The following is a 19519-nucleotide window of genomic DNA, read 5'->3' as shown; positions in this document are numbered from 1 at the left end:
GCTTCAATGAACTTATATTTTTTATATGGTTTGAAAGTATATTAAGATGAACTTTTAAAAACAAAATCATGAACGCAAATCTGGAATCACTATATCAAATTGCTCAAAAACCATCCCGAACTATTATCGGATTAATGTCAGGTACTTCCTTAGACGGTCTAGATGTAGCTTTATGTAAAATCTCAGGTTCAGGAGAAAACACAGAAGTTCAATTAATTCAATTTGATACTGTAGATTATTCAGAAGAAATAAAATCAGAAATCAGAAACATATTTGCAAAGCAAACAATCGAATTTCAGAAACTAGCATTACTAAATGAATGGATTGGAGTTCTTCATGCCAATATGATTTTAGAATGTTTAAAACGTTGGGGAGTCCCAACAGAGCAAGTCGATTTAATAGCATCTCATGGACAAACTGTTTTTCATGCTCCGAAGATTTTACATCAGCAAGAAAAATTCCCAAATGCTACTTTACAAATTGGTGACGGAGATCATATTGCAGTAAAAACCGGAATTATAACGCTGTCTGACTTTCGACAAAAACACCTAGCTGCAGGTGGTGAAGGTGCTCCACTTGCTGTTTATGGTGATTATTTCCTTTTTGGAAAAAAAGGCGAAAATCGTATTATGCTTAATATGGGAGGTATTGCAAATTTTACTTACTTGCCATCAAGTTGTAATCCGGAGGAAGTTTTTGTTACTGATACAGGAACAGGAAACACCCTAATTGATACTTTTACCAGACTTTCGTTTCCTGATAAAGCCTATGATAAAGATGCCGAAATTGCGAAACAAGGCACCGTAAATAATGCTCTTTTAGGAGCTTTAAAAGAAGATGAATTCTTCCTTGCATCATTTCCAAAAACAACAGGACCTGAACTTTTCAATATAGAATATGTTAGAAAAGCACAAACTAAAAGTAACACTTCAGCTATTACAACTGAAGACCTACTGGCAACATTAACGCGCTTTGGTGCTGAAACTATTGCCGAAGCAATACATTTAGCTATAAACAATACAACGTATCCTATTGCCAATTTTACTATTTATATGTCAGGCGGAGGCGCACACAATCCATTATTAGTAAGTTGGCTGAAAGAACTACTGCCATGTACTTTTTCTAACACTGATACTTTAGGAATTTCAGGAGATGCAAAAGAAGCCATACTATTTGCCATTTTAGCAAATGAAACTGTTTCAGGAGGGACTTCAGATTTTGGAACACGCAAAGGAATTCCATCTGTATCGATGGGCAAAATCTCTTTTCCTAGCTAAAGAAAACCATTTAAAAATTCCTTATTTAAATAAATAACGAAACCAAAAAAACAAACCAATGACAAAAGAACGTTTAATATCGCTAGATGTATTTAGAGGATTTACTATTTTATTAATGACAATAGTTAACAATCCAGGAAGCTGGGCCTCTATATATCCGCCATTAGAACACGCTGAATGGAATGGTTGTACCCCTACCGATTTAGTTTTTCCTTTTTTTGTTTTTATAATGGGAACAGCAATACCATTTGCAATGCCTACAAAGCATTTAGACTTTAATGTTTTTAATAAAATCTTGGTTCGTTCATTACGAATTTTCTGTTTAGGATTATTTTTGGCTTATTTCAGCAGAATTCAATTGTTTGGATTAGAAGGAATTCCGTTATTACTACTTAGACTAGCAATAACCTTTGGAGTAGCTTATGCCCTCTTAGGAAATTTCACTTTAAAGATTAAAACCTATCTTGTATTAGGAATCTTTGCCATATTACTATTCTTAGCATACAGCCAAATCGAGGCCTATCAGGACGTAAGAATCCCCGGTGTTTTACAACGAATAGGAATTGTATATTTCTTTACATCCCTATTATATTTAAAAACAAATCTAAAAACACAACTTCTAGTTGTAGCTACAATATTATTAGGCTATTGGATCCTAATGGCTTTTGTACCAGTTCCAGGATTTGGTGCTCCTAATTTTGAAAAAGGAACAAATCTAGCTGCTTGGTTAGACAATTTAGTACTAAATGGACATTTATGGAGTGCCTCTAAAACTTGGGATCCTGAAGGGATTTTGAGTACTTTACCAGCCATAGGTACAGGAATTCTAGGAATGTTTATAGGACAAATACTAAACCTACAAATTCCTAAAATTGAAATTGTAAAAAAATTAGCAATTACAGGAATTCTTCTAGTGATTACTGGTTTACTTTGTAACATTATATTTCCAATAAACAAATCATTGTGGTCTAGCTCTTACGTTTTATATACCGCTGGTATAGCAACTGTATGTTTAACAATATTGTACTACATTATAGATGTGGCAAACTACAAAAAATGGACGAAGCTGTTTTTAATATGGGGAGTAAATCCAATGATTGTATTTTTCTTTTCAGGAATAATTCCAAGAGTTTTAAGCTCAATTAAAGTACAAAACCCAGAAATAACTACAGAACAAATCAATCTTCAAACCTTAATTTATAAATTTGGAATTGTACCTTGTTTTGAAAATCCGTTAAATTCGTCATTAGCTTATGCCATATCATATGCCATTTTTTGGTCTCTTATACTTTGGGTTTTCTATAAAAAGAAACTAATTTTTAAAGTATAAAACCAACAAAAAGCTTTTTTATTTTTTTGGGACGCCATGACCCGACCGAAGGGAACAGACGAAGTAATTGCACAGATTTTCACAAATCAGAATATTCACTATATTCAATTGACATAAAAATTAGTGTAGAACCGCGTAATTTGTGGCAAACCTTTTTAAGTCATACAAATAAAACCAGTCCCAACGGGACATCCTAATTTGTAGAATTTTTGTTTTTTGAAAAGAAACCCCATCGGGGTGGCATAGAGCATAATGACACATTTCGCTCTGCTGAAGCTTTTGATTATAACTTACAACAGCTACAAAATGAAATTAAAACAATTATTCTTTGCATTTGTATTTATCGAACTTCTTTTTTCCTGTTCCTCAAACAAGAAAAGAGACAACTCTTTAATTACATCAAGCAATGAAAAGGTTTTGATTCGGAAAGATTTTAAAAAATACTTTGACAATTGCAATGTAGAAGGGGCGATTGCTATCTACGACAATAACAACCACACATGGATTCTATCTGATACAATTAACACAAGAAAAGAAACGTTACATCATCTACATTTAAAATCATCAATCTGATAATTGTATTAGAAACAAAAAAATACTTTATATTTCTTTAGATAAAAAAGATGAACTAGATTGGATTAATAGTGTTGATGATGTAGAATACCGTTTAAGCAAAATCCCAGTAGTCAGATAGGATATGAAGAAACTTTCCCTTTAATATTTAAGTTATAAATACGTTTTTTTTTAAATAATCTCCCCCTTTCGAATGCAAGCCTATATTAAATTACATTTTATTAAATAGAACAGTTAGTAGTATTTCTTTAATCAAAAATAGGTTTAATAGGATTATCAAATACATCAGTAGTAAAAGAAGTATTCAAATAAATGTTACATTCTGGCATACGTTCTTTCATAATAAAACCTTTTTCGAGTATGTTCTCTTTTGTATCTTCTGAACTTAAAAAGATTTCTCTAAGAGTTTGGTTATTTAAGTTTTCACATAAATCAGATAGGGTAATACTTGTTTTAGTTATGTTCAAACTTCTCAAATCCATCATTTGATTAAAATAAGAAATACTTGTCTTAGTAATTTCATCATGTTTTCTTAAATAAAGAGTCGTTAGCCCTTTAAAAATACTAATGTATTTCACTCCTTCATCCGTAATTTGAGATTCTTTAAGATGAATTTCTGTTATGGATGCAATTCTTAAACTTAAAAAATAGAAAAACTCATCATCACAATCAGAATCAACCTCTTTAAAGATATTCAATTTTGAAGGGATATTTTCTGCTTTGTCAATACGAAAATGGCGTTGCCAAAACTTTTTTTCTTCTTTAGATAATTTCATTGTAATTGCTAAACAGAATTAATTTTATTCACCTCATAAACAGAACCATAAAGGTAAATAAAAATGGGACAAAGAAGAAAAATTCTTCTTTGTCCCATTAAGTGACCTCCTTAGTACAAAATTCGACCCTTTTGCTAGAAGATTTGAAAATTTTAAATGATGTTTAAAGTTGAATTCCTTCTAATTCATTCAAAGCAACAAGACTAATAAAATTACATTTATTCTAGTACGTAAAATATTCAGCGAATAAAAAATGTATTCGATGTTTTTAATAAAAACCCGATTCTTAAAATAAAAAACTTTGGCATTTATCGATAATTGCCACTTAATTTAGAACAGATAAGCTAGACAGTTATATACATAAATTTTGTACTATTTTTACAACTCTAAAAAGAGTAAAGGAAACATCAAACTATGAGAAAAAGTACGTATAGAAGAATTGTTATAGTAATAACATTTTTATTTTTTATTATATTAATAGTTTTATTAATTACTCCTAGTAATTCTTTTCTATTTAAACAGAAACCAATTGAAAATCAGCAAGAATTAGGAAATCAAATTCTAATAGCATTTAAAAATAGATTTATCTCAGACGATACTATATTTCTGGCGAAAAGAAGAACATATAATATAGAATGTGGAACTGGGATTAAAGAAAATTATGTAGACAATCTAAAAAATAAATATTACAAAATTACACATAGAGATGTCATATATGATAACAATCTCTTTGTTAAACCTTTGGAAGAAACTCACAAAATTATACTAACAGAAATTGTGACCTTTTCGAATGAACAATATCCTAACGATAGCGATTCTATGGTTGTAAATGGTAAAGCTATTGATGGTTTAAAATCAAAGAAAAAAAAGGTTTTTATTTTAAATTTTGATTCAATAACGTCTGACAAAGTAGAAGTTGTTTTTATAGATTATTTAAAAAATTCATCTGTATTGCACCTAACTTTTTTGCTAGAAAACAGTAAATGGAAACTTGCTTCAACAAATTATTGATAAAAGAAACGCCACATTATGAATAAAATATTTTTTTTGCTATTACTTTTTACTACTTTTTCTTTCGCGCAGGAATCTAATAAAATGATTAGGGGGTTTGTTTTTGAAGATTATTTAATTCCAGCCCAAGTTGACGTTAGTGTGAAAGGAACAGATTTGAAAACGTTTACAGATGCAAATGGCAAATTTATTATAGAGGCAAAATTGGATGACGTTTTAGTTATATCTTCTTATTTACAAAGACCAATTGAAATTACAGTAACTGAAAAAAATTGCTATACAACCCATCTATTCAAAGATACTGGATTATATTACTACACTAAAAAAGCTGTTAGAGTAATTAAGAAAATAAGACGCAAGGCAATGCGAAAGTACAAACAGGTTTTTTATGACTGTGATGACTAACGAAAAACTGGTAACAGAACGAATTTTGGCAATAGACTGGAAAGCAAACCTTAATAACCTTATAGCGTAAAAAAATCATAAAGCTTTACAGACTCATGATGGGGTTCGAACCAAAATCTCCTTTAAATATTGACATCTTTAAAACTAAAAGAAAATCGTAAAAATTTTCGAACCATAAAAAAGCCTGCAAAATATACACTTTGCAGGCTTTCATTTTTTATAGTGACCTTGACGGTACAGAATTCGAACCTTTTATTAGAAGATCTAAAAATTTTGAATAATGTCTAGTATTGTAATTTGAGTTTTATACGTCTACTTTCTAATTGCGTCCTTGCTAATTTTAAAGTGTCAAGACCGTCAAAATTTTCACTCATGTCAGTACGAAAAGTATTCAATAAATAAAAAATCCAATTGAAGGTTTATGAAATAAAAATCCTATTTTTGAAAATAAATAATACTGACAATTGTCATACATAGCGAACTAATTTAGGCTAAATTCAAAGATGGTTTTGTATTTGGAAAATTTGTGTTTAACCGAAAAATCCCACATCTTCATTCCCCAACCTCGACAAGCGCCAGAACGTTAGCATGCATTTTAGCAAAACAGAAACAAATGAAAAAATGGCACCTTCTCTTTTTACTGATTACATTAATGTCCTGTAATTCAAACAAGAAGAAATCCGTTGTAGATTCAGTTAATCCAAAAGATACTATCTGTATTAAAGAACTAGAGGACGCAAAAAAAGACTTAAAAAACAATAAAATTATTTATTGTAATTACACAGGAGCACCTACCCACTTTCCTCTTCGAGCACAAAAAGAAATGGACAGTATTTTAAAGTTGTATAACATAGAATTTAGAAATGAATCTTCACCATGCTTAGTCGATGAAAAAGTAAATTATCATTGCTATTGTGAACTTATGCAAGAAAAAATAGATGAGAAATTCGGGGAAAAATTTATAGATTCTCTCCTATTTATTTCTGACAGTCTCCATATCTTAAAAAATCTTGATGAATTATATTATAACGGTAGCATGGCAGGTTCATGGGACAAACCAGCATTATTTCCAGGCGATACACATTATGATGAAATCAATCATTCAGGTTTGCAGAAAGCATTCGATTCTAAAGTAATTTACCCAAAGAATTATAGATATTCTAACAATCCGAATTCTCTAGCATTTCTGCAAGTTTATCTAGATATTGATAGAAATGGGAATGCAAAAATACATGATTCTCATATTGAGTTCTTCGATTACAAAACCAAAGAAAGTGGTTATAACAAAAAGCATTGGGAATATTTAAAAAAAATAGCTTTTCCTCTAATTGAAAAAACAAAATGGATTCCAGCTAAAATCAAAAACATTAATGTAAACTCCAAAAATGACATCACAATATATTTAAAATAAAAACGCATGCTAACAGTAACTACAACGGATTTGGGTAATAGGCTTGATGGAAAGATGGTCTTGTATTTGGGATGATTTGGCGAATCCGAAGAATGGGCTTAATTTAATCCCAAACTTACCTTATTACCAGAACGTTAGCAATCAGTTTGCGAGAACTTAAAAAAGAAGAACATTAGAAATGAAAAATTTAATTCTCATTGTTATAATTAACTTTGCTAACCTTTCATTTGGGCAAATTCCGAAAGGGACAATTCAATATAAGTATTATGAATATTGTAGCGAAAATTTAAGCAAATTAGAAAGGTCAGACGTTTATCCTTTTTTTCCAACCAAAGAATTATGCTCTATTAAAAAATATTTTCGAGGAATAAGTTATCCAGAAATCAATGCAATAATTTACAAACGAATAGTTGAACTTGCTAAAGTAAACTTTGAGAAGAAAATATATTTGTTTTTAATTGAAGGAAAAGGAAGTGTTGAATTAGCTGAAAAGAAAAATGAAAACTTGGAAGACGATAATAATCTAATTTATATAAGTATTGATGACTTTATAGACGCAAAAGAAATCACTAAAGGGAAAGAACTTTATAATTCTGAAACTGAGAAACTGATGAATAAAAAATAAAACCGAACCGCCAACAGCCATTACAAGAGATTGGGGGGGCTTAATTTAAAAATGGTTTTGTACTTGGGAAATTTGTGTTTAAAGAGAAATCTTTCAGTTTATTCCCCAACCTCTTATAGCACCAAACGAACGTTATGGACAAGCTAAAAACTAGATGTGCGAACTTAACATAGCGTTCAAGTTGGAACTAAAACTTAATTTTAAAACCAGAACGAGAATTGTAAACTTAACAGATCCATGATGGGCTTCGAACCAAAATTCCCTTAAAATATAGGCATTTTCAAAACTAGAGAAAAGATCATCTAAATTTTCGAACCATAAAAAAGCCTGCAAAATATACACTTTGCAGGTTTTCATTTTTTATAGTGACCACGGTAGGGTTCGAACCTACAACCCTCAGAGTCGAAATCTGATATTCTATCCAGTTGAACTACGCAGTCATTTTAATTATAGCATTCCGATTTTAAACCTAAAATCAAAATGCTACAATCTATTTTTTATACTAATAATTTTTTTACGATTGCAGAGATAGTTTTTCCTTCAGCAGTTCCGCCTAATTGTGCAGAAGCTAACCCCATAACTTTCCCCATTGATGCAATTCCAGAAGCTCCAGTTTCAGCAATAATTTTAGCAATTACAGCTTCAATTTCTTCTTCGCTCAATTGTGCTGGTAAGAATTTTTCGATTACAGCTACTTGTGCTAATTCTGGCTCAGCTAAATCAGGACGGTTTTGTTCTGTAAAAATTCTAGCGCTTTCTTTACGAGTTTTCACGAGTCTTTGAAGTAACTTAATTTCGTCGTCTTCTGTTAATTCTTCTTTTGTTCCAGAAGCTGTAGCTGCCAATAACATTTCTGATTTAATAGCTCTTAAAGCTTCTAACGCTACAGTATCTTTTGCTCTCATGGCGTTTTTAATTTCGTCCATGATTGTTGTTTGTAAACTCATCTTAGTTCTATTTTTAAATAAGCTAGGCTTATTGATTGACATTTTATTATAGGGCACTTTACATCTCCATGAAATTAAAAATTCTTTTAAAACTCCAAAAGAAAGTCAAATTTCTAAATTCTGTGCGAAGATAAAAAAAATAACCCGAAAATTAAATTCAATTTTCGGGTTACCTCATTTTGATTTTAGCGAATTAATCTACGTTGTCGTGCAAAAATGAATTATTAGAACGCAACTGTAAATCATTATTACTATCTGTTCCTACAGAGATTCTAGAATTTGTATTGTTTTGTGAACTGTTTGAAAGATCAATACCTAATCTTTTGTAGGCTGGTTCTTTCTCTAGTTCTTCAACTCTAGAAACATTATTATGGAACTTATAATTAAATTCTTTTAATTTTTTTCTTCTTTCATCAGCTCTCATGCGTAATGTTTCTTCAATAGTTAACTCCATCGGAGAAACTTCTTCAGAAAAATTAGTTTCTTGCACTACTGCTCTTTGGTGAACCGTAATATTTAGCTCTTCTGGAATAACTTCTTCAACTACTTTTGCAGCAGGTTTTGATGATGTTAAATCATTTTCAAGTTCCATATACTCTTCTAGAGAATACTTGATGATTCCGTTATCAGAAAGTTCAGTAACTGGTACAAATTGAACTGGTTGATTAACTTTCATTTCACGTGTTTCATTTGATAATTCAAATAAAACTCTAGTATCTTCTACTACTGGTTCTGCTTTTACTTCTGGTTCAGTTCTAAAAATAGGCAAGTCAAAAGAAAAAGTAGTTTGTTCCTCTTTTTCTACGATTTTATGTTGAACAGCTCTTACAGGGGCAACTTCTGGAGCTGAGATAGTAAAATCAATATCTGTAATTGGAGAAACGATTTCAAAAGTCACATCCAAATTTTTAATAAATTCAGACATTACCACTAATTCATCTTCGTTAATTACTGGTGATTGAACTATTGGCGCCACTGCTGTAGGTTCAGGAGTATCGTCAATTAATTCAAAAATTACTTTTTCTTCTGCTTTTGGTGTTGATGGTGTTTCAGCATTTAAATCAAAAGAAGTAAGCGTTTTATTCGTCAAATTATGAACGCTTCTTTGCTCATCTTCTAACGTATGTATAATTTTTTTAGGCTCAGTATTTACTATTTCGTTTTGTTGTTCAACATCAAAACCAGTTGCAATAATTGTAACTGCAATAGCATCACCTAGGGTTTCGTCTTCACCAACCCCCATAATGATATTGGCATTAAAACCAGCTTCTACCTGAATATGATCATTGATTTCACCTATTTCATCAAGTGTAATCTCATTAGAACCTGAAACGATAAGCAACAATACGTTTTTAGCTCCAGTAATTTTATTATCATTTAACAATGGAGAATCCAATGCAGAAATAATAGCCTCTTTTGCTCTGCTTTCACCAGATGCAGTAGATGATCCCATTATAGCAGTTCCACTGTTTGACAATACCGTTTTAGCATCACGTAAATCGATATTTTGAGTATAGTGATGCGTAATTACTTCAGCGATACCTCTTGAGGCTGTTGCTAAAACTTCATCTGCTTTAGAGAATCCTGCTTTAAATCCAAGATTTCCGTATACTTCTCTTAATTTATTATTGTTGATTACAATTAATGAATCGACTTGCTTACGTAACTTTTCGATACCCAAAAGCGCTTGCTCCTGACGTACTTTTCCTTCGAAAAGAAACGGAATAGTAACGATTCCAACTGTAAGAATCTCTCTTTCCTTAGATAATTGAGCAATAACTGGTGCAGCACCTGTTCCAGTACCTCCCCCCATACCTGCAGTAATAAATACCATCTTTGTATTGCGATCCAACATCTTTTCGATGTCTGCAATACTTTCGATAGCCGACTGCTGTCCTACATCTGGGTTAGCACCTGCTCCTAAACCTTCTGTTAGATTAACACCTAACTGAATTTTATTAGGCACAGAACTATTTTGTAGTGCTTGCGAATCGGTATTACAAACGATAAAGTCTACTCCTTTAATTCCTTGTTTAAACATGTGGTTAATAGCATTACTACCTCCACCTCCTACACCGATAACTTTTATTACATTTGATTGATTTTTTGGTAAATCAAATGAAATACTTCCAAATTCTGAGTTGCCCATCATATTTTTGGTTTTTTGATATTAAATATTAATTCTTGTCTTGTTTTATAATCGCTTACTCAGCGTTGTCTAAAAAATCTTTGATTTTATCGACGTAGCGGTCAAAAAATGATCTTCTTATTTTTGTTTCAGTCGATTCTTCTTTAACTGCTTTCTTCACTTCTTCAACAGTTTCTACATAAGATTCTTCAACCACATGTTGTTGCTGTTGTACCGGGGCTCTATAAATTGGTGCCTTTGGTTGTTCTACAACATCCATTCTTACGGCGCTTTGAGTACTGTTCTCAATACTATTCATTACTAAACCTACAGCAGTCGCATATAATGGGCTAGATATTTCTTCGTCTGAATTACCTGCTAAATGCTCATTAGGATATCCAATTCTGGTATCCATTCCTGTAATGTACTCTACCAATTGCTTAATGTGCTTTAGTTGAGCTCCACCACCTGTAAGAACGATTCCTGCAATTAATTTTTTACGAGGATCTTCATGTCCATATGCTTTTACTTCTGTAAAAACCTGATCAACAATTTCGACTACACGTGCATGAATTATTTTTGATAAATTCTTCAAAGAAATTTCTTTTGGCTCTCTTCCTCTTAATCCTGGAATCGAAACAATTTCATTATCCTTGTTTTCTCCTGGCCATGCCGATCCGAATTTAATCTTCATTAATTCAGCTTGCTTTTCGATAATCGAACAACCTTCTTTTATATCATCTGTAATTACGTTTCCTCCAAAAGGAATTACAGCTGTATGACGAATGATTCCGTCTTTAAAAATTGCTAAATCTGTTGTACCGCCACCTATATCTATAAGTGCTACTCCTGCTTCTTTTTCTTCTTGACTTAATACTGCATCTGCCGAAGCCAATGGCTCTAATGTTAAGCCTGATAATTCAATTCCTGAACTTTGAATACATCTTCCTACGTTTCTAATAGATGAAGCTTGTCCAACTACAACATGGAAACTAGATTCTAATCTCCCACCGTACATTCCAATCGGTTCTTTAATCTCCGATTGTCCATCAATTTTAAATTCCTGTGGTAAAACATGAATAATTTCTTCACCTGGTAACATCGCCAATTTATTAACCTGGTCTATTAAAAGTTGAATATCCCCTTCACCAATCACTTCCTCAGGATTGCTTCTGCTAATATAATCTGTATGCTGAATACTACGAATGTGTTGTCCTGCAATACCTACGACTACATCTTTAATCTTGTAACCCGAATTATTCTCAGCTTCATGTATCGCTTGCTGAATAGACTGTATTGTTTGAGTAATATTGTTCACAACTCCTCTCGCTACACCTAAGCTTTTTGATTTTCCTATTCCCAGGATCTCAAGCTTACCGTATTCATTCTTCTTGCCTATCATGGCAACAATTTTGGTAGTACCAATATCTAGACCTACTGCAATATTATCTTTTCCCATTATCTATTATTTTGTGCAAACTACTTGTTCCGTAAACCTAAGATCTATTTTTTGTATTTATATAACGAACTATCTAAAACTGCCTTTTGAAAAAAGGCTTTATAATTATTAAATTTTCGCTCAACATTTATCATTCTTCCGAAATCTATCTCGTAATTAAAATTTCTGTTCAGCATTTTTAAGCTACCATTGGGCATAATTTCAATCGCAATGATGTTTTTTTTCAAAAAAGCATCGTCATAAATAATGCGGAATAACTTAGCTATTTCTTCGTTATTTTCTTTATTTAAATCCCCTGAAACAAGAGGAACTCTAGCTGTAAAATTGTCAGACAAAGGCATTTTACCTCCCTCATAATCAATATAAAACGACTCATTCCCGTTCATAATGCGGGCTATTGGCGTTTTTGTTTTACTACTGCTTTTAGAACACCATCAATACTCACAAATACATCCGATTCTTCAATCATCTCTTGCGTATTAAGGGCTTTCTCTATCTTATTCAAATCTAACCCTTCTTTTTTAATGCTAGAAGCATCTCTTTTATTTTCTATTAACAATTTATTAACCGATTCTGGCTTGACAAAAATAGCGTTTTCCCCTACAAAAACAACAGTAGATTTCTTTAATTTTCGTTCTCCATTTCTATGTGAAGTAAACGAAAATAAAACGATAACTACCCCAAACATGAGGATTAATCGAATATTTGTCCAATTAATTAATTTCATTTAAAGCATTTTTAATTGATGGCACTAATTCTCCTAAATCACCAGCTCCAATAGTTACAATTATCCTAGCATCACTCGCTTTAATTGAGGCTATTAAATCATTTTTAGCAACTATTTTCTTATTAGAATTACTCATTTTATCCATTAGCCATTGCGATGTAATTCCTTCCATCGGCAATTCTCTTGCTGGATAAATATCCAATAAAATTACTTCATCAAAAGCAGATAAGCTTTTAGCAAATCCATCAACAAAATCTCTCGTTCTGCTAAACAAATGTGGCTGAAAAATAGCTAGTACTTTTTGCCCTGGATACAACTCTCTAACCGCTTGATTTACTGCGTTTATTTCTGTTGGATGATGTGCATAATCATCTATATAAACAATATTATCTTTTTTATTTGATATGAAAAACGTCTTCTTATTCCTTTAAATGAAGCCAAAGCTTTTGCAATTGCATCAGTCGAGGTTCCGTATGTTTTTGCCATAGCAATAGCCATAAGCGCATTCATTAAATTATGTTTACCTGGTAATCCAAAATGCAAATCTTTCATGATTTCTGACGGTGTTTGTACATCAAAAACATAACTTCCATTTGCAATTCTAACATTGAAAGCTTTAAACGGAGCATCTTCATTGATAGCACATTGAACACCTGACAAAGGTAGCTCTTTGGTAATAAACAGATTATTTTTATCCTCCACTTTTGAAGCAAATTCTACAAAAGATTCTTCTATCGCTTCGCTTGTTCCATAAATATCCAAGTGGTCTGCATCCATTGATGTGATACAAGCTATATTTGGATGTAAGTGCAAGAATGAACGATCAAACTCATCTGCTTCAACAACAGTAACTGTTTTCCCGTTTCCTATTAAATTCGAATTATAATTCTCAACAATTCCACCTACAAAAGCAGTAACATCTGCTCCACTTTCGTAAAGGATATGCCCTAAAATACTAGATGTAGTTGTTTTACCATGCGTACCTGCTACAGCAAATGAGAAGGTGTCTTTTGTAATAATTCCTAAGACCTCGGCTCTTTTCTTTACTACATAACTTCTTTCTAAAAAATAATTCCACTCCGAATGTGTATTAGGAACTGCTGGCGTGATTATAACCAATGTATTCTCGACAAAATAATCACTTGGAATTAAACTAATATTATCTTCAAAATGAATCTTAATTCCACTTTCAATTAGCTCATTCGTAAGCGTTGAAGGCGTTTTGTCGTAACCTGAAACTTGTTTTCCAATATTCTTGAAATAACGAGCCAGAGCACTCATTCCGATGCCTCCAATTCCTATAAAATAGACGTTCTGTATTTGGTTTAAATTCATAATTAATTCTTATTGTCTTTATATCTTACGACTCTGGACTATTTTTTTATTTAATCAACTTTATAATTTCTGCAACAATTGCCTTTGTTGCACCTGGTCTTGCTAATCGCTTTATATTTTCACTAAGCTGTTTTTGCTTTCCTTCATCCTTCAGCAATGCTTCAAAAACAATGCTAAACTCGCTCTCTAGCTCAGATTCTTTCAATAAAACTGCACCCTTCTGATCTACAATTGCTTGCGCATTTTTTGTTTGATGATCTTCAGCCACATTTGGCGATGGAATAAAAATAACTGGTTTCCCAACGATACATAATTCCGAAACCGACGATGCTCCTGCTCTTGAAATGATAATATCTGCAGTAGCATAAACAAAATCCATTCGCTCTATAAAATCAACCACCTTTACATTTGGCTGATTGTATTTTTTATAATCTTCAAAATACAACTTTCCACATTGCCAGATAATCTGAACATTTTGAGAAAGCATATTAGGTAATTCTTTTTCTATTAATTGGTTTACTCTTCGAGCGCCAAGACTCCCTCCAAGCACCAATAAAGTTTTTTTATTTACATCTAGATTATAGAATACGATTGCTTCATCTCTTTTGCTATCGATATCTATTAAATCCTGGCGAACTGGATTACCTGTTAAAACAATTTTATCCGCAGGAAAAAAACGTTCCAGATTTTCATACGCTACACAAATTGCGCTCGCTTTACTACTAAGCAATTTATTAGTGATACCTGGAAATGAATTTTGTTCTTGAATCACTGTTGGAATTCCTGCTGATCCTGCCATTTGTAACAAGGGACCACTAGCAAAACCTCCTGTACCAATAACTACGTTTGGCTTAAATGCTTTAATTATTTTTCGTGATTGCAATAAACTACTTAACAACTTAAAAGGAAACATAGCATTCTGGAACGTAATTTTTCGTTGTAATCCAGCAATCCAAAGTCCTTTTATTTCATATCCTGCTTGTGGTACTTTCTGCATTTCCATTTTGTCTTTAGCACCAACAAAAAGAAATTCAGCATCGGGATATTGTATTTTTAATTCATTGGCAATTGCAATTGCAGGATAAATATGCCCTCCTGTTCCTCCACCGCTTAATATGAATTTATATTTTGTCATATTTTTAAATGTTACTACACTTTAAAAATTATTATATTTTCTCTTTTTAACTCCAATCATTTCATCACTGCATCCATTGGATTCTTAGCATTGTCCTCGATTGAATATCCTCCAGCTTCTTCATGCTCTAATTCACTCTCTTCTTCTAATCGTCTATCGATTAATCGCTGAAGCACTTCTTCTCTTTTCTCCTTCTCTTTTAGCTCTTCTTCTATTTCTTCGTCTTTTTTAGTAACACTAATAATGATTCCAAGCGCAAAACAAGTCATCCAAATTGAACTACCTCCACTACTAATAAGCGGCAAGGTTTGTCCTGTTACTGGCAACAATTCGACTGCTACAGCCATATTAATCATCGCCTGAAATATCATCGGAAAACCGAGCCCGACGACGACTAACTTCCCAAATAGCGTATTGGCTTTATGTGATGCGATTACAAATCTAAACATCAGCAATAAATACAAGCCTAATATTGTAAGTCCACCAATCAACCCGTATTCTTCAACAATAATTGCGTAAATAAAATCGGAAGATGATTGTGGCAAAAAGTTCTTCTGAACACTTTTTCCTGGTCCTAAACCCCCTAATTTTCCAGAAGCAATAGCAATTTTTGCTTTTTCTATCTGATAATCATCTTCATCTGGTTTATCGGTTGTAAAATTCTCGATTCGACTTCCCCATGTTCCTACCCTGCTAAAAAAGCGAGATTCAGGAAAAGCTTTCGCCAAGAGAAGAAAAAACAAAAACATAACTACCCCTGAACCAATAATTAATCCGATATATTTTAAAGGATATTTACCTATAAAAGTTAACATCAATACCATCGAAAAGATTAGCGCTGTTGTCGAAAAATTCGCTGGCAAAATAAGCATCAACGTAATAAAAACAGGCATCCAAAGCTGCATTAACGAAGTTTGGAAAGGTTCGTCTTCATCTCTGGTCTTTGATAAATATCGAGCCACAAAAATAAATAACACCATCGATGCTAATGTAGATGTCTGGAATGTGATTCCGATAAACGGAACCTGGATCCAACGACTTGCATTCGCTCCAGCAATAACAGTTCCTTTTAAAAGCGTGTACGCTAATAATATCCAAACCACCGGTAAAGCAACTTTTGAGATTGCTCTAAAATAATGGTACGGCACCTTGTGTACACAGTAAATAATTACGAACCCTATACAAATATGAGCTAAATGTTTTACCAAATATCCCAACGTATTCCCAGTTCCATGACCTATGTAGGCCAAATTACTACTCGCACTAAAAACAGGCATAAACGAAAACAAAGCCAATAAAGCCACGAATGACCATATTACTCTATCTCCTTTTAATTTGTTTACTAGTTCTTTCATTTCAATTTTAGATTTATGAATTTAGATTTTTATAAATTCTTAATTCTAGCTCATTACACTAATTCTATTATTCACTGCCTTTAAACTATTCACTAAAATAGCAGTTAACTCATTTCCTTCCTTCCAAATTGTTTCTAATTCAGATATGCCAATCCATTTTTTTTCTGCTATAATTTCGATCCAAAATAAAGTTTCATCAGCTTTCTCTAAAACAATCTCCATTTTTGATGCAAATTCTTCATCGCTTTTTGATCTACAAACCGCTCTATAATCTGCTCCTACCGAAGTACCGCTTTTAATAATTTGACTTGCAATTATTTCACTTGAACCAAAATTTGGTAATTTCTCTGCCAAATTTATCACCATCAAAGAAAACTTCTTTGTTCTTACTTTCATTCCGTCTGTCGTCATCTCTATAAAAATATTTTTTGATTAAAGTTTAAACCTTAGCCCGTTAACTATAAATTATGTACTGCTTGTTTAAATTGTTTTCCTCTGTCTTCGTAGTTTTCAAATAAATCAAAACTTGCACAAGCTGGAGACAATAAAACTGCATCACCTTTCTCAGTTAAACGTTGCGCTGTTTTAACAGCATCAGCCATATTATTAACTTCAACCATAATATCAACTACATTACCAAAAGCATCGATTATTTTTCGGTTATCAACACCAAGACAAATAATAGCTTTTACTTTTTCACGAACCAATGACATCAATTCGTTGTAATCATTTCCTTTATCAACTCCACCAACTATCCAAACTGTTGGTGCATTCATACTATCTAATGCAAAAAATGTAGCATTTACATTTGTTGCTTTTGAATCATTGATATATTGTACGTTCTGAATTTTCAGAACTTTTTCTAAGCGGTGTTCAACACCTTGAAAATTAGATAAACTCTCACGAATTGTTGCATTTCTTATTTGCATCAATTTAGCTACTGAACTTGCTGCCATTGCGTTTTTCAAATTATGTTTTCCTTCTAAAGCAATGTACTCAGTATCCATTGTAAACTCTTCTTGGTTAATCTTAATTTCCATTTTGTTGTTTTTTATAAATGCTCCTTCATCGAATTCTTTCGTCAATGAAAAAGGAATTAGTTTTGCTTTTGTTGTATTATTTTTAAGCCATTCGGCTGATGCTTCATCATCGCCATCATAAATTAAATAATCACTTTCTGTTTGATTCATTGTTACTCGAAACTTCGAGTTAATGTAATTCTCATACTTATAATCATATCTATCTAAATGGTCGGGACTAATATTGGTTATGATAGCAATATCTGGCCTGTAATCTATGATCCCATCCAATTGAAAACTGCTCAATTCTAATACATAAAAATCGAATTTATTTTCGGCTACCTGCCATGCAAAACTCTTTCCGATATTTCCTCCAAGCCCTACATTTAATCCTGCTGACTTTAGCAAATGATAGGTTAACATTGTTGTCGTTGTCTTACCATTACTTCCTGTAATACCAACTGTTAAGGCTTCGGTGAAAGGCTTTGCAAACTCAATTTCGGAGATTACTTTAATTTTCTTTTCTATAAGCTTCTTTACTATTGGTGACTTTTCAGGAATACCAGGACTCTTCATTACTACATCGGCATTTAAGATCAAGTCTTCAGTATGCTTACCTTCTTCCCAGGCAATTCCGTTAATAATAAGAACTTCTTTATAACTCTCGTTTATCTTTCCGTAATCAGAAACAAAAACATCATATCCTTTCTTTTTCCCAAGAATAGCAGTACCAACACCACTTTCTCCCCCACCTAAAACAACTAACCTCATATTATCTTAGTTTTAATGTTACAATAGACAATATGGCTAACATGATTGCAACAATCCAAAATCGTGTTACAATTTTACTTTCATGATACCCTTTTTTCTGGTAGTGATGATGAAGTGGTGACATCAGGAAAACCCTTCGTCCTTCACCAAATCGTTTTTTTGTATACTTAAAATAAGCCACCTGAATAATTACCGAAGCACTTTCTGCTAAGAAAATACCGCAGAATAAAACAATCAGCATTTCTTTACGAACTGCAATTGCCAAAACAGCTATGATTCCTCCTATTGTTAAACTTCCCGTATCTCCCATAAAAACAGATGCTGGATAAGAATTATACCAGAGAAATCCAATTAATGCTCCTACAAAGGCGGAGATAAAAACGGTCATCTCACCCGAATTGGGTATATACATTATATTGAGGTAATTCGAGAAAATAATATTTCCAGATAGAAACGTAAATATCCCCAGCGCAAGGACAGACACTGCCGAAGTTCCTGCTGCAAGACCATCGATTCCATCAGTTAAATTAGCTCCATTAGAAACTGCTGTAATAATAAAAATCACAACTGGTATAAAAATTAACCATGCCCATTTTTCATACCCTTCACCTGTCCAAGCTAGTAACTCGGCATAATCAAACTCATTATTTTTAAAAAAGGGAATTGTTGTTACAGTAGACTTTTCTTCTACTAATGCCGGAACAATAACACTAGTAGTCGATTGTACTCTATATACTTCACTAGTCCCAATGTCTGTTCTTACTGTAACATTTGGACTAAAATAAAGCACTGAGCCTACAATTAAACCTAAACCTACTTGACCTATAACCTTAAAAATTCCTTTAAGTCCTTGTTTATCTTTTTTGAAAATCTTAATATAATCATCAACAAAACCAATTACCCCCATCCAAAGCGTGGTTACAATTAGCAATACGATATAAATATTTTGCAGTTTAGCAAACAACAAAACAGGCACAAGGGTAGCAAATATGATAATTAAACCTCCCATTGTTGGCGTACCAGCTTTTTCATTTTGACCTGCAAGTCCAAGCTCACGAACGGTTTCACCAACTTGTTGATTTCTTAGGAAATTGATAATTCTCTTTCCGTAGATTGTTGATAAAAGCAACGAAAGCAAGAAAGCTAAAGCTGATCTAAAAGTAATGTACTGAAAAACTCCTGTTCCTGGCACATCTAATGTTTTGTCTAAATATTCAAATAAATAGTATAGCATA

At 32.5% G+C, this 19519-nt stretch carries 15 protein-coding genes, 1 tRNA gene and 3 pseudogenes; 7 read left to right on the top strand and 12 right to left on the bottom strand.

Annotated features, from left to right (window positions below; translation table 11 throughout):
- Positions 1 to 68 precede the first annotated feature (68 nt).
- The 3 genes and pseudogenes from EAG11_RS21470 to EAG11_RS22975 all read left to right on the top strand — a co-directional run.
- The gene (locus tag EAG11_RS21470; protein WP_129540978.1) at positions 69 to 1277 is read left to right on the top strand and encodes an anhydro-N-acetylmuramic acid kinase; all 1209 of its coding nucleotides are present in this window, start codon (positions 69 to 71) and stop codon (positions 1275 to 1277) included.
- 58 nt (positions 1278 to 1335) lie between these two features.
- The gene (locus EAG11_RS21465) at positions 1336 to 2607 is read left to right on the top strand and encodes an acyltransferase family protein (protein ID WP_129540977.1); all 1272 of its coding nucleotides are present in this window, start codon (positions 1336 to 1338) and stop codon (positions 2605 to 2607) included.
- Between the two features lie 306 nt (positions 2608 to 2913).
- Positions 2914 to 3197 (top strand): annotated as a pseudogene (locus EAG11_RS22975) (class D beta-lactamase); the annotation flags it as partial.
- Positions 3198 to 3428: 231 nt separating this feature from the next.
- Here the strand turns inward: EAG11_RS22975 and EAG11_RS21460 are convergent.
- Complete coding sequence (locus EAG11_RS21460; RefSeq protein ID WP_129540976.1) at positions 3429 to 3956, bottom strand: hypothetical protein; 528 nt, start codon at positions 3954 to 3956, stop codon at positions 3429 to 3431.
- Between the two features lie 414 nt (positions 3957 to 4370).
- Here EAG11_RS21460 and EAG11_RS21455 point away from each other — a divergent pair, with 414 nt between their 5' ends.
- From EAG11_RS21455 to EAG11_RS21440, 4 genes are all read left to right on the top strand, one after another.
- A complete protein-coding gene (locus EAG11_RS21455) occupies positions 4371 to 4967 on the top strand; it encodes a hypothetical protein (RefSeq protein ID WP_129540975.1) in 597 nt (198 codons plus the stop codon).
- An 18-nt stretch (positions 4968 to 4985) separates the two neighbouring features.
- Entirely contained in the window at positions 4986 to 5372 is a 387-nt protein-coding gene (locus EAG11_RS21450; RefSeq protein WP_129540974.1) for a hypothetical protein, read from the top strand.
- A gap of 613 nt (positions 5373 to 5985) precedes the next feature.
- Positions 5986 to 6783: a hypothetical protein gene (locus tag EAG11_RS21445; protein WP_129540973.1), complete on the top strand. Its 798-nt coding sequence runs from the start codon at positions 5986 to 5988 to the stop codon at positions 6781 to 6783.
- A gap of 178 nt (positions 6784 to 6961) precedes the next feature.
- Positions 6962 to 7408: a hypothetical protein gene (locus tag EAG11_RS21440; RefSeq protein ID WP_129540972.1), complete on the top strand. Its 447-nt coding sequence runs from the start codon at positions 6962 to 6964 to the stop codon at positions 7406 to 7408.
- Positions 7409 to 7774: 366 nt separating this feature from the next.
- Here EAG11_RS21440 and EAG11_RS21435 read toward each other — a convergent pair.
- The 11 genes and pseudogenes from EAG11_RS21435 to mraY form a co-directional block, all read right to left on the bottom strand.
- Positions 7775 to 7848 (bottom strand) — tRNA-Arg (locus EAG11_RS21435).
- A gap of 57 nt (positions 7849 to 7905) precedes the next feature.
- Positions 7906 to 8355 (bottom strand): GatB/YqeY domain-containing protein, encoded by a 450-nt coding sequence (locus EAG11_RS21430; RefSeq protein WP_129540971.1) that lies wholly within the window; start codon positions 8353 to 8355, stop codon positions 7906 to 7908.
- A gap of 193 nt (positions 8356 to 8548) precedes the next feature.
- Entirely contained in the window at positions 8549 to 10507 is a 1959-nt protein-coding gene (gene ftsZ / locus EAG11_RS21425; protein ID WP_129540970.1) for a cell division protein FtsZ, read from the bottom strand.
- 52 nt (positions 10508 to 10559) lie between these two features.
- Positions 10560 to 11942: a cell division protein FtsA gene (gene ftsA / locus EAG11_RS21420; RefSeq protein WP_129540969.1), complete on the bottom strand. Its 1383-nt coding sequence runs from the start codon at positions 11940 to 11942 to the stop codon at positions 10560 to 10562.
- 6 nt (positions 11943 to 11948) lie between these two features.
- Positions 11949 to 12669 (bottom strand): annotated as a pseudogene (locus EAG11_RS21415) (cell division protein FtsQ/DivIB).
- Positions 12656 to 14004 (bottom strand): annotated as a pseudogene (gene murC / locus EAG11_RS21410) (UDP-N-acetylmuramate--L-alanine ligase). Before murC ends, EAG11_RS21415 begins: the two co-directional pseudogenes overlap by 14 nt.
- Before the next feature lie 46 nt (positions 14005 to 14050).
- A complete protein-coding gene (gene murG / locus EAG11_RS21405) occupies positions 14051 to 15139 on the bottom strand; it encodes an undecaprenyldiphospho-muramoylpentapeptide beta-N-acetylglucosaminyltransferase (RefSeq protein WP_129540968.1) in 1089 nt (362 codons plus the stop codon).
- Positions 15140 to 15195: 56 nt separating this feature from the next.
- A complete protein-coding gene (locus EAG11_RS21400; RefSeq protein ID WP_129540967.1) occupies positions 15196 to 16494 on the bottom strand; it encodes an FtsW/RodA/SpoVE family cell cycle protein in 1299 nt (432 codons plus the stop codon).
- A gap of 45 nt (positions 16495 to 16539) precedes the next feature.
- Positions 16540 to 16905: a four helix bundle protein gene (locus EAG11_RS21395; protein ID WP_129540966.1), complete on the bottom strand. Its 366-nt coding sequence runs from the start codon at positions 16903 to 16905 to the stop codon at positions 16540 to 16542.
- Between the two features lie 47 nt (positions 16906 to 16952).
- Positions 16953 to 18284, bottom strand: coding sequence for a UDP-N-acetylmuramoyl-L-alanine--D-glutamate ligase (murD, locus tag EAG11_RS21390; RefSeq protein WP_129540965.1), 1332 nt, complete (start codon positions 18282 to 18284; stop codon positions 16953 to 16955).
- 1 nt (position 18285) lies between these two features.
- On the bottom strand, positions 18286 to 19518 hold the full coding sequence (gene mraY / locus EAG11_RS21385) for a phospho-N-acetylmuramoyl-pentapeptide-transferase (protein WP_129540964.1): 1233 nt from the start codon (positions 19516 to 19518) through the stop codon (positions 18286 to 18288).
- Position 19519 lies beyond the last annotated feature (1 nt).

The organism is Flavobacterium sp. 140616W15 (assembly GCF_003668995.1).
Taxonomy (GTDB): domain Bacteria; phylum Bacteroidota; class Bacteroidia; order Flavobacteriales; family Flavobacteriaceae; genus Flavobacterium.
Note: the sequence above shows the minus strand (reverse complement) of the source record. Positions and strands in the feature narration are given on the sequence as shown.

Excerpts from the sequence above, each read along its gene's own strand:
- EAG11_RS21470 (WP_129540978.1), top strand. The coding sequence starts at position 69 with ATGAACGCAAATCTGGAATCACTATATCAAATTGCTCAAAAACCATCC.
- EAG11_RS21465 (WP_129540977.1), top strand. The coding sequence starts at position 1,336 with ATGACAAAAGAACGTTTAATATCGCTAGATGTATTTAGAGGATTTACT.
- EAG11_RS21460 (WP_129540976.1), bottom strand. The coding sequence starts at position 3,956 with ATGAAATTATCTAAAGAAGAAAAAAAGTTTTGGCAACGCCATTTTCGT.
- EAG11_RS21455 (WP_129540975.1), top strand. The coding sequence starts at position 4,371 with ATGAGAAAAAGTACGTATAGAAGAATTGTTATAGTAATAACATTTTTA.
- EAG11_RS21450 (WP_129540974.1), top strand. The coding sequence starts at position 4,986 with ATGAATAAAATATTTTTTTTGCTATTACTTTTTACTACTTTTTCTTTC.
- EAG11_RS21445 (WP_129540973.1), top strand. The coding sequence starts at position 5,986 with ATGAAAAAATGGCACCTTCTCTTTTTACTGATTACATTAATGTCCTGT.
- EAG11_RS21440 (WP_129540972.1), top strand. The coding sequence starts at position 6,962 with ATGAAAAATTTAATTCTCATTGTTATAATTAACTTTGCTAACCTTTCA.
- EAG11_RS21430 (WP_129540971.1), bottom strand. The coding sequence starts at position 8,355 with ATGAGTTTACAAACAACAATCATGGACGAAATTAAAAACGCCATGAGA.
- ftsZ (WP_129540970.1), bottom strand. The coding sequence starts at position 10,507 with ATGATGGGCAACTCAGAATTTGGAAGTATTTCATTTGATTTACCAAAA.
- ftsA (WP_129540969.1), bottom strand. The coding sequence starts at position 11,942 with ATGGGAAAAGATAATATTGCAGTAGGTCTAGATATTGGTACTACCAAA.
- murG (WP_129540968.1), bottom strand. The coding sequence starts at position 15,139 with ATGACAAAATATAAATTCATATTAAGCGGTGGAGGAACAGGAGGGCAT.
- EAG11_RS21400 (WP_129540967.1), bottom strand. The coding sequence starts at position 16,494 with ATGAAAGAACTAGTAAACAAATTAAAAGGAGATAGAGTAATATGGTCA.
- EAG11_RS21395 (WP_129540966.1), bottom strand. The coding sequence starts at position 16,905 with ATGACGACAGACGGAATGAAAGTAAGAACAAAGAAGTTTTCTTTGATG.
- murD (WP_129540965.1), bottom strand. The coding sequence starts at position 18,284 with ATGAGGTTAGTTGTTTTAGGTGGGGGAGAAAGTGGTGTTGGTACTGCT.
- mraY (WP_129540964.1), bottom strand. The coding sequence starts at position 19,518 with ATGCTATACTATTTATTTGAATATTTAGACAAAACATTAGATGTGCCA.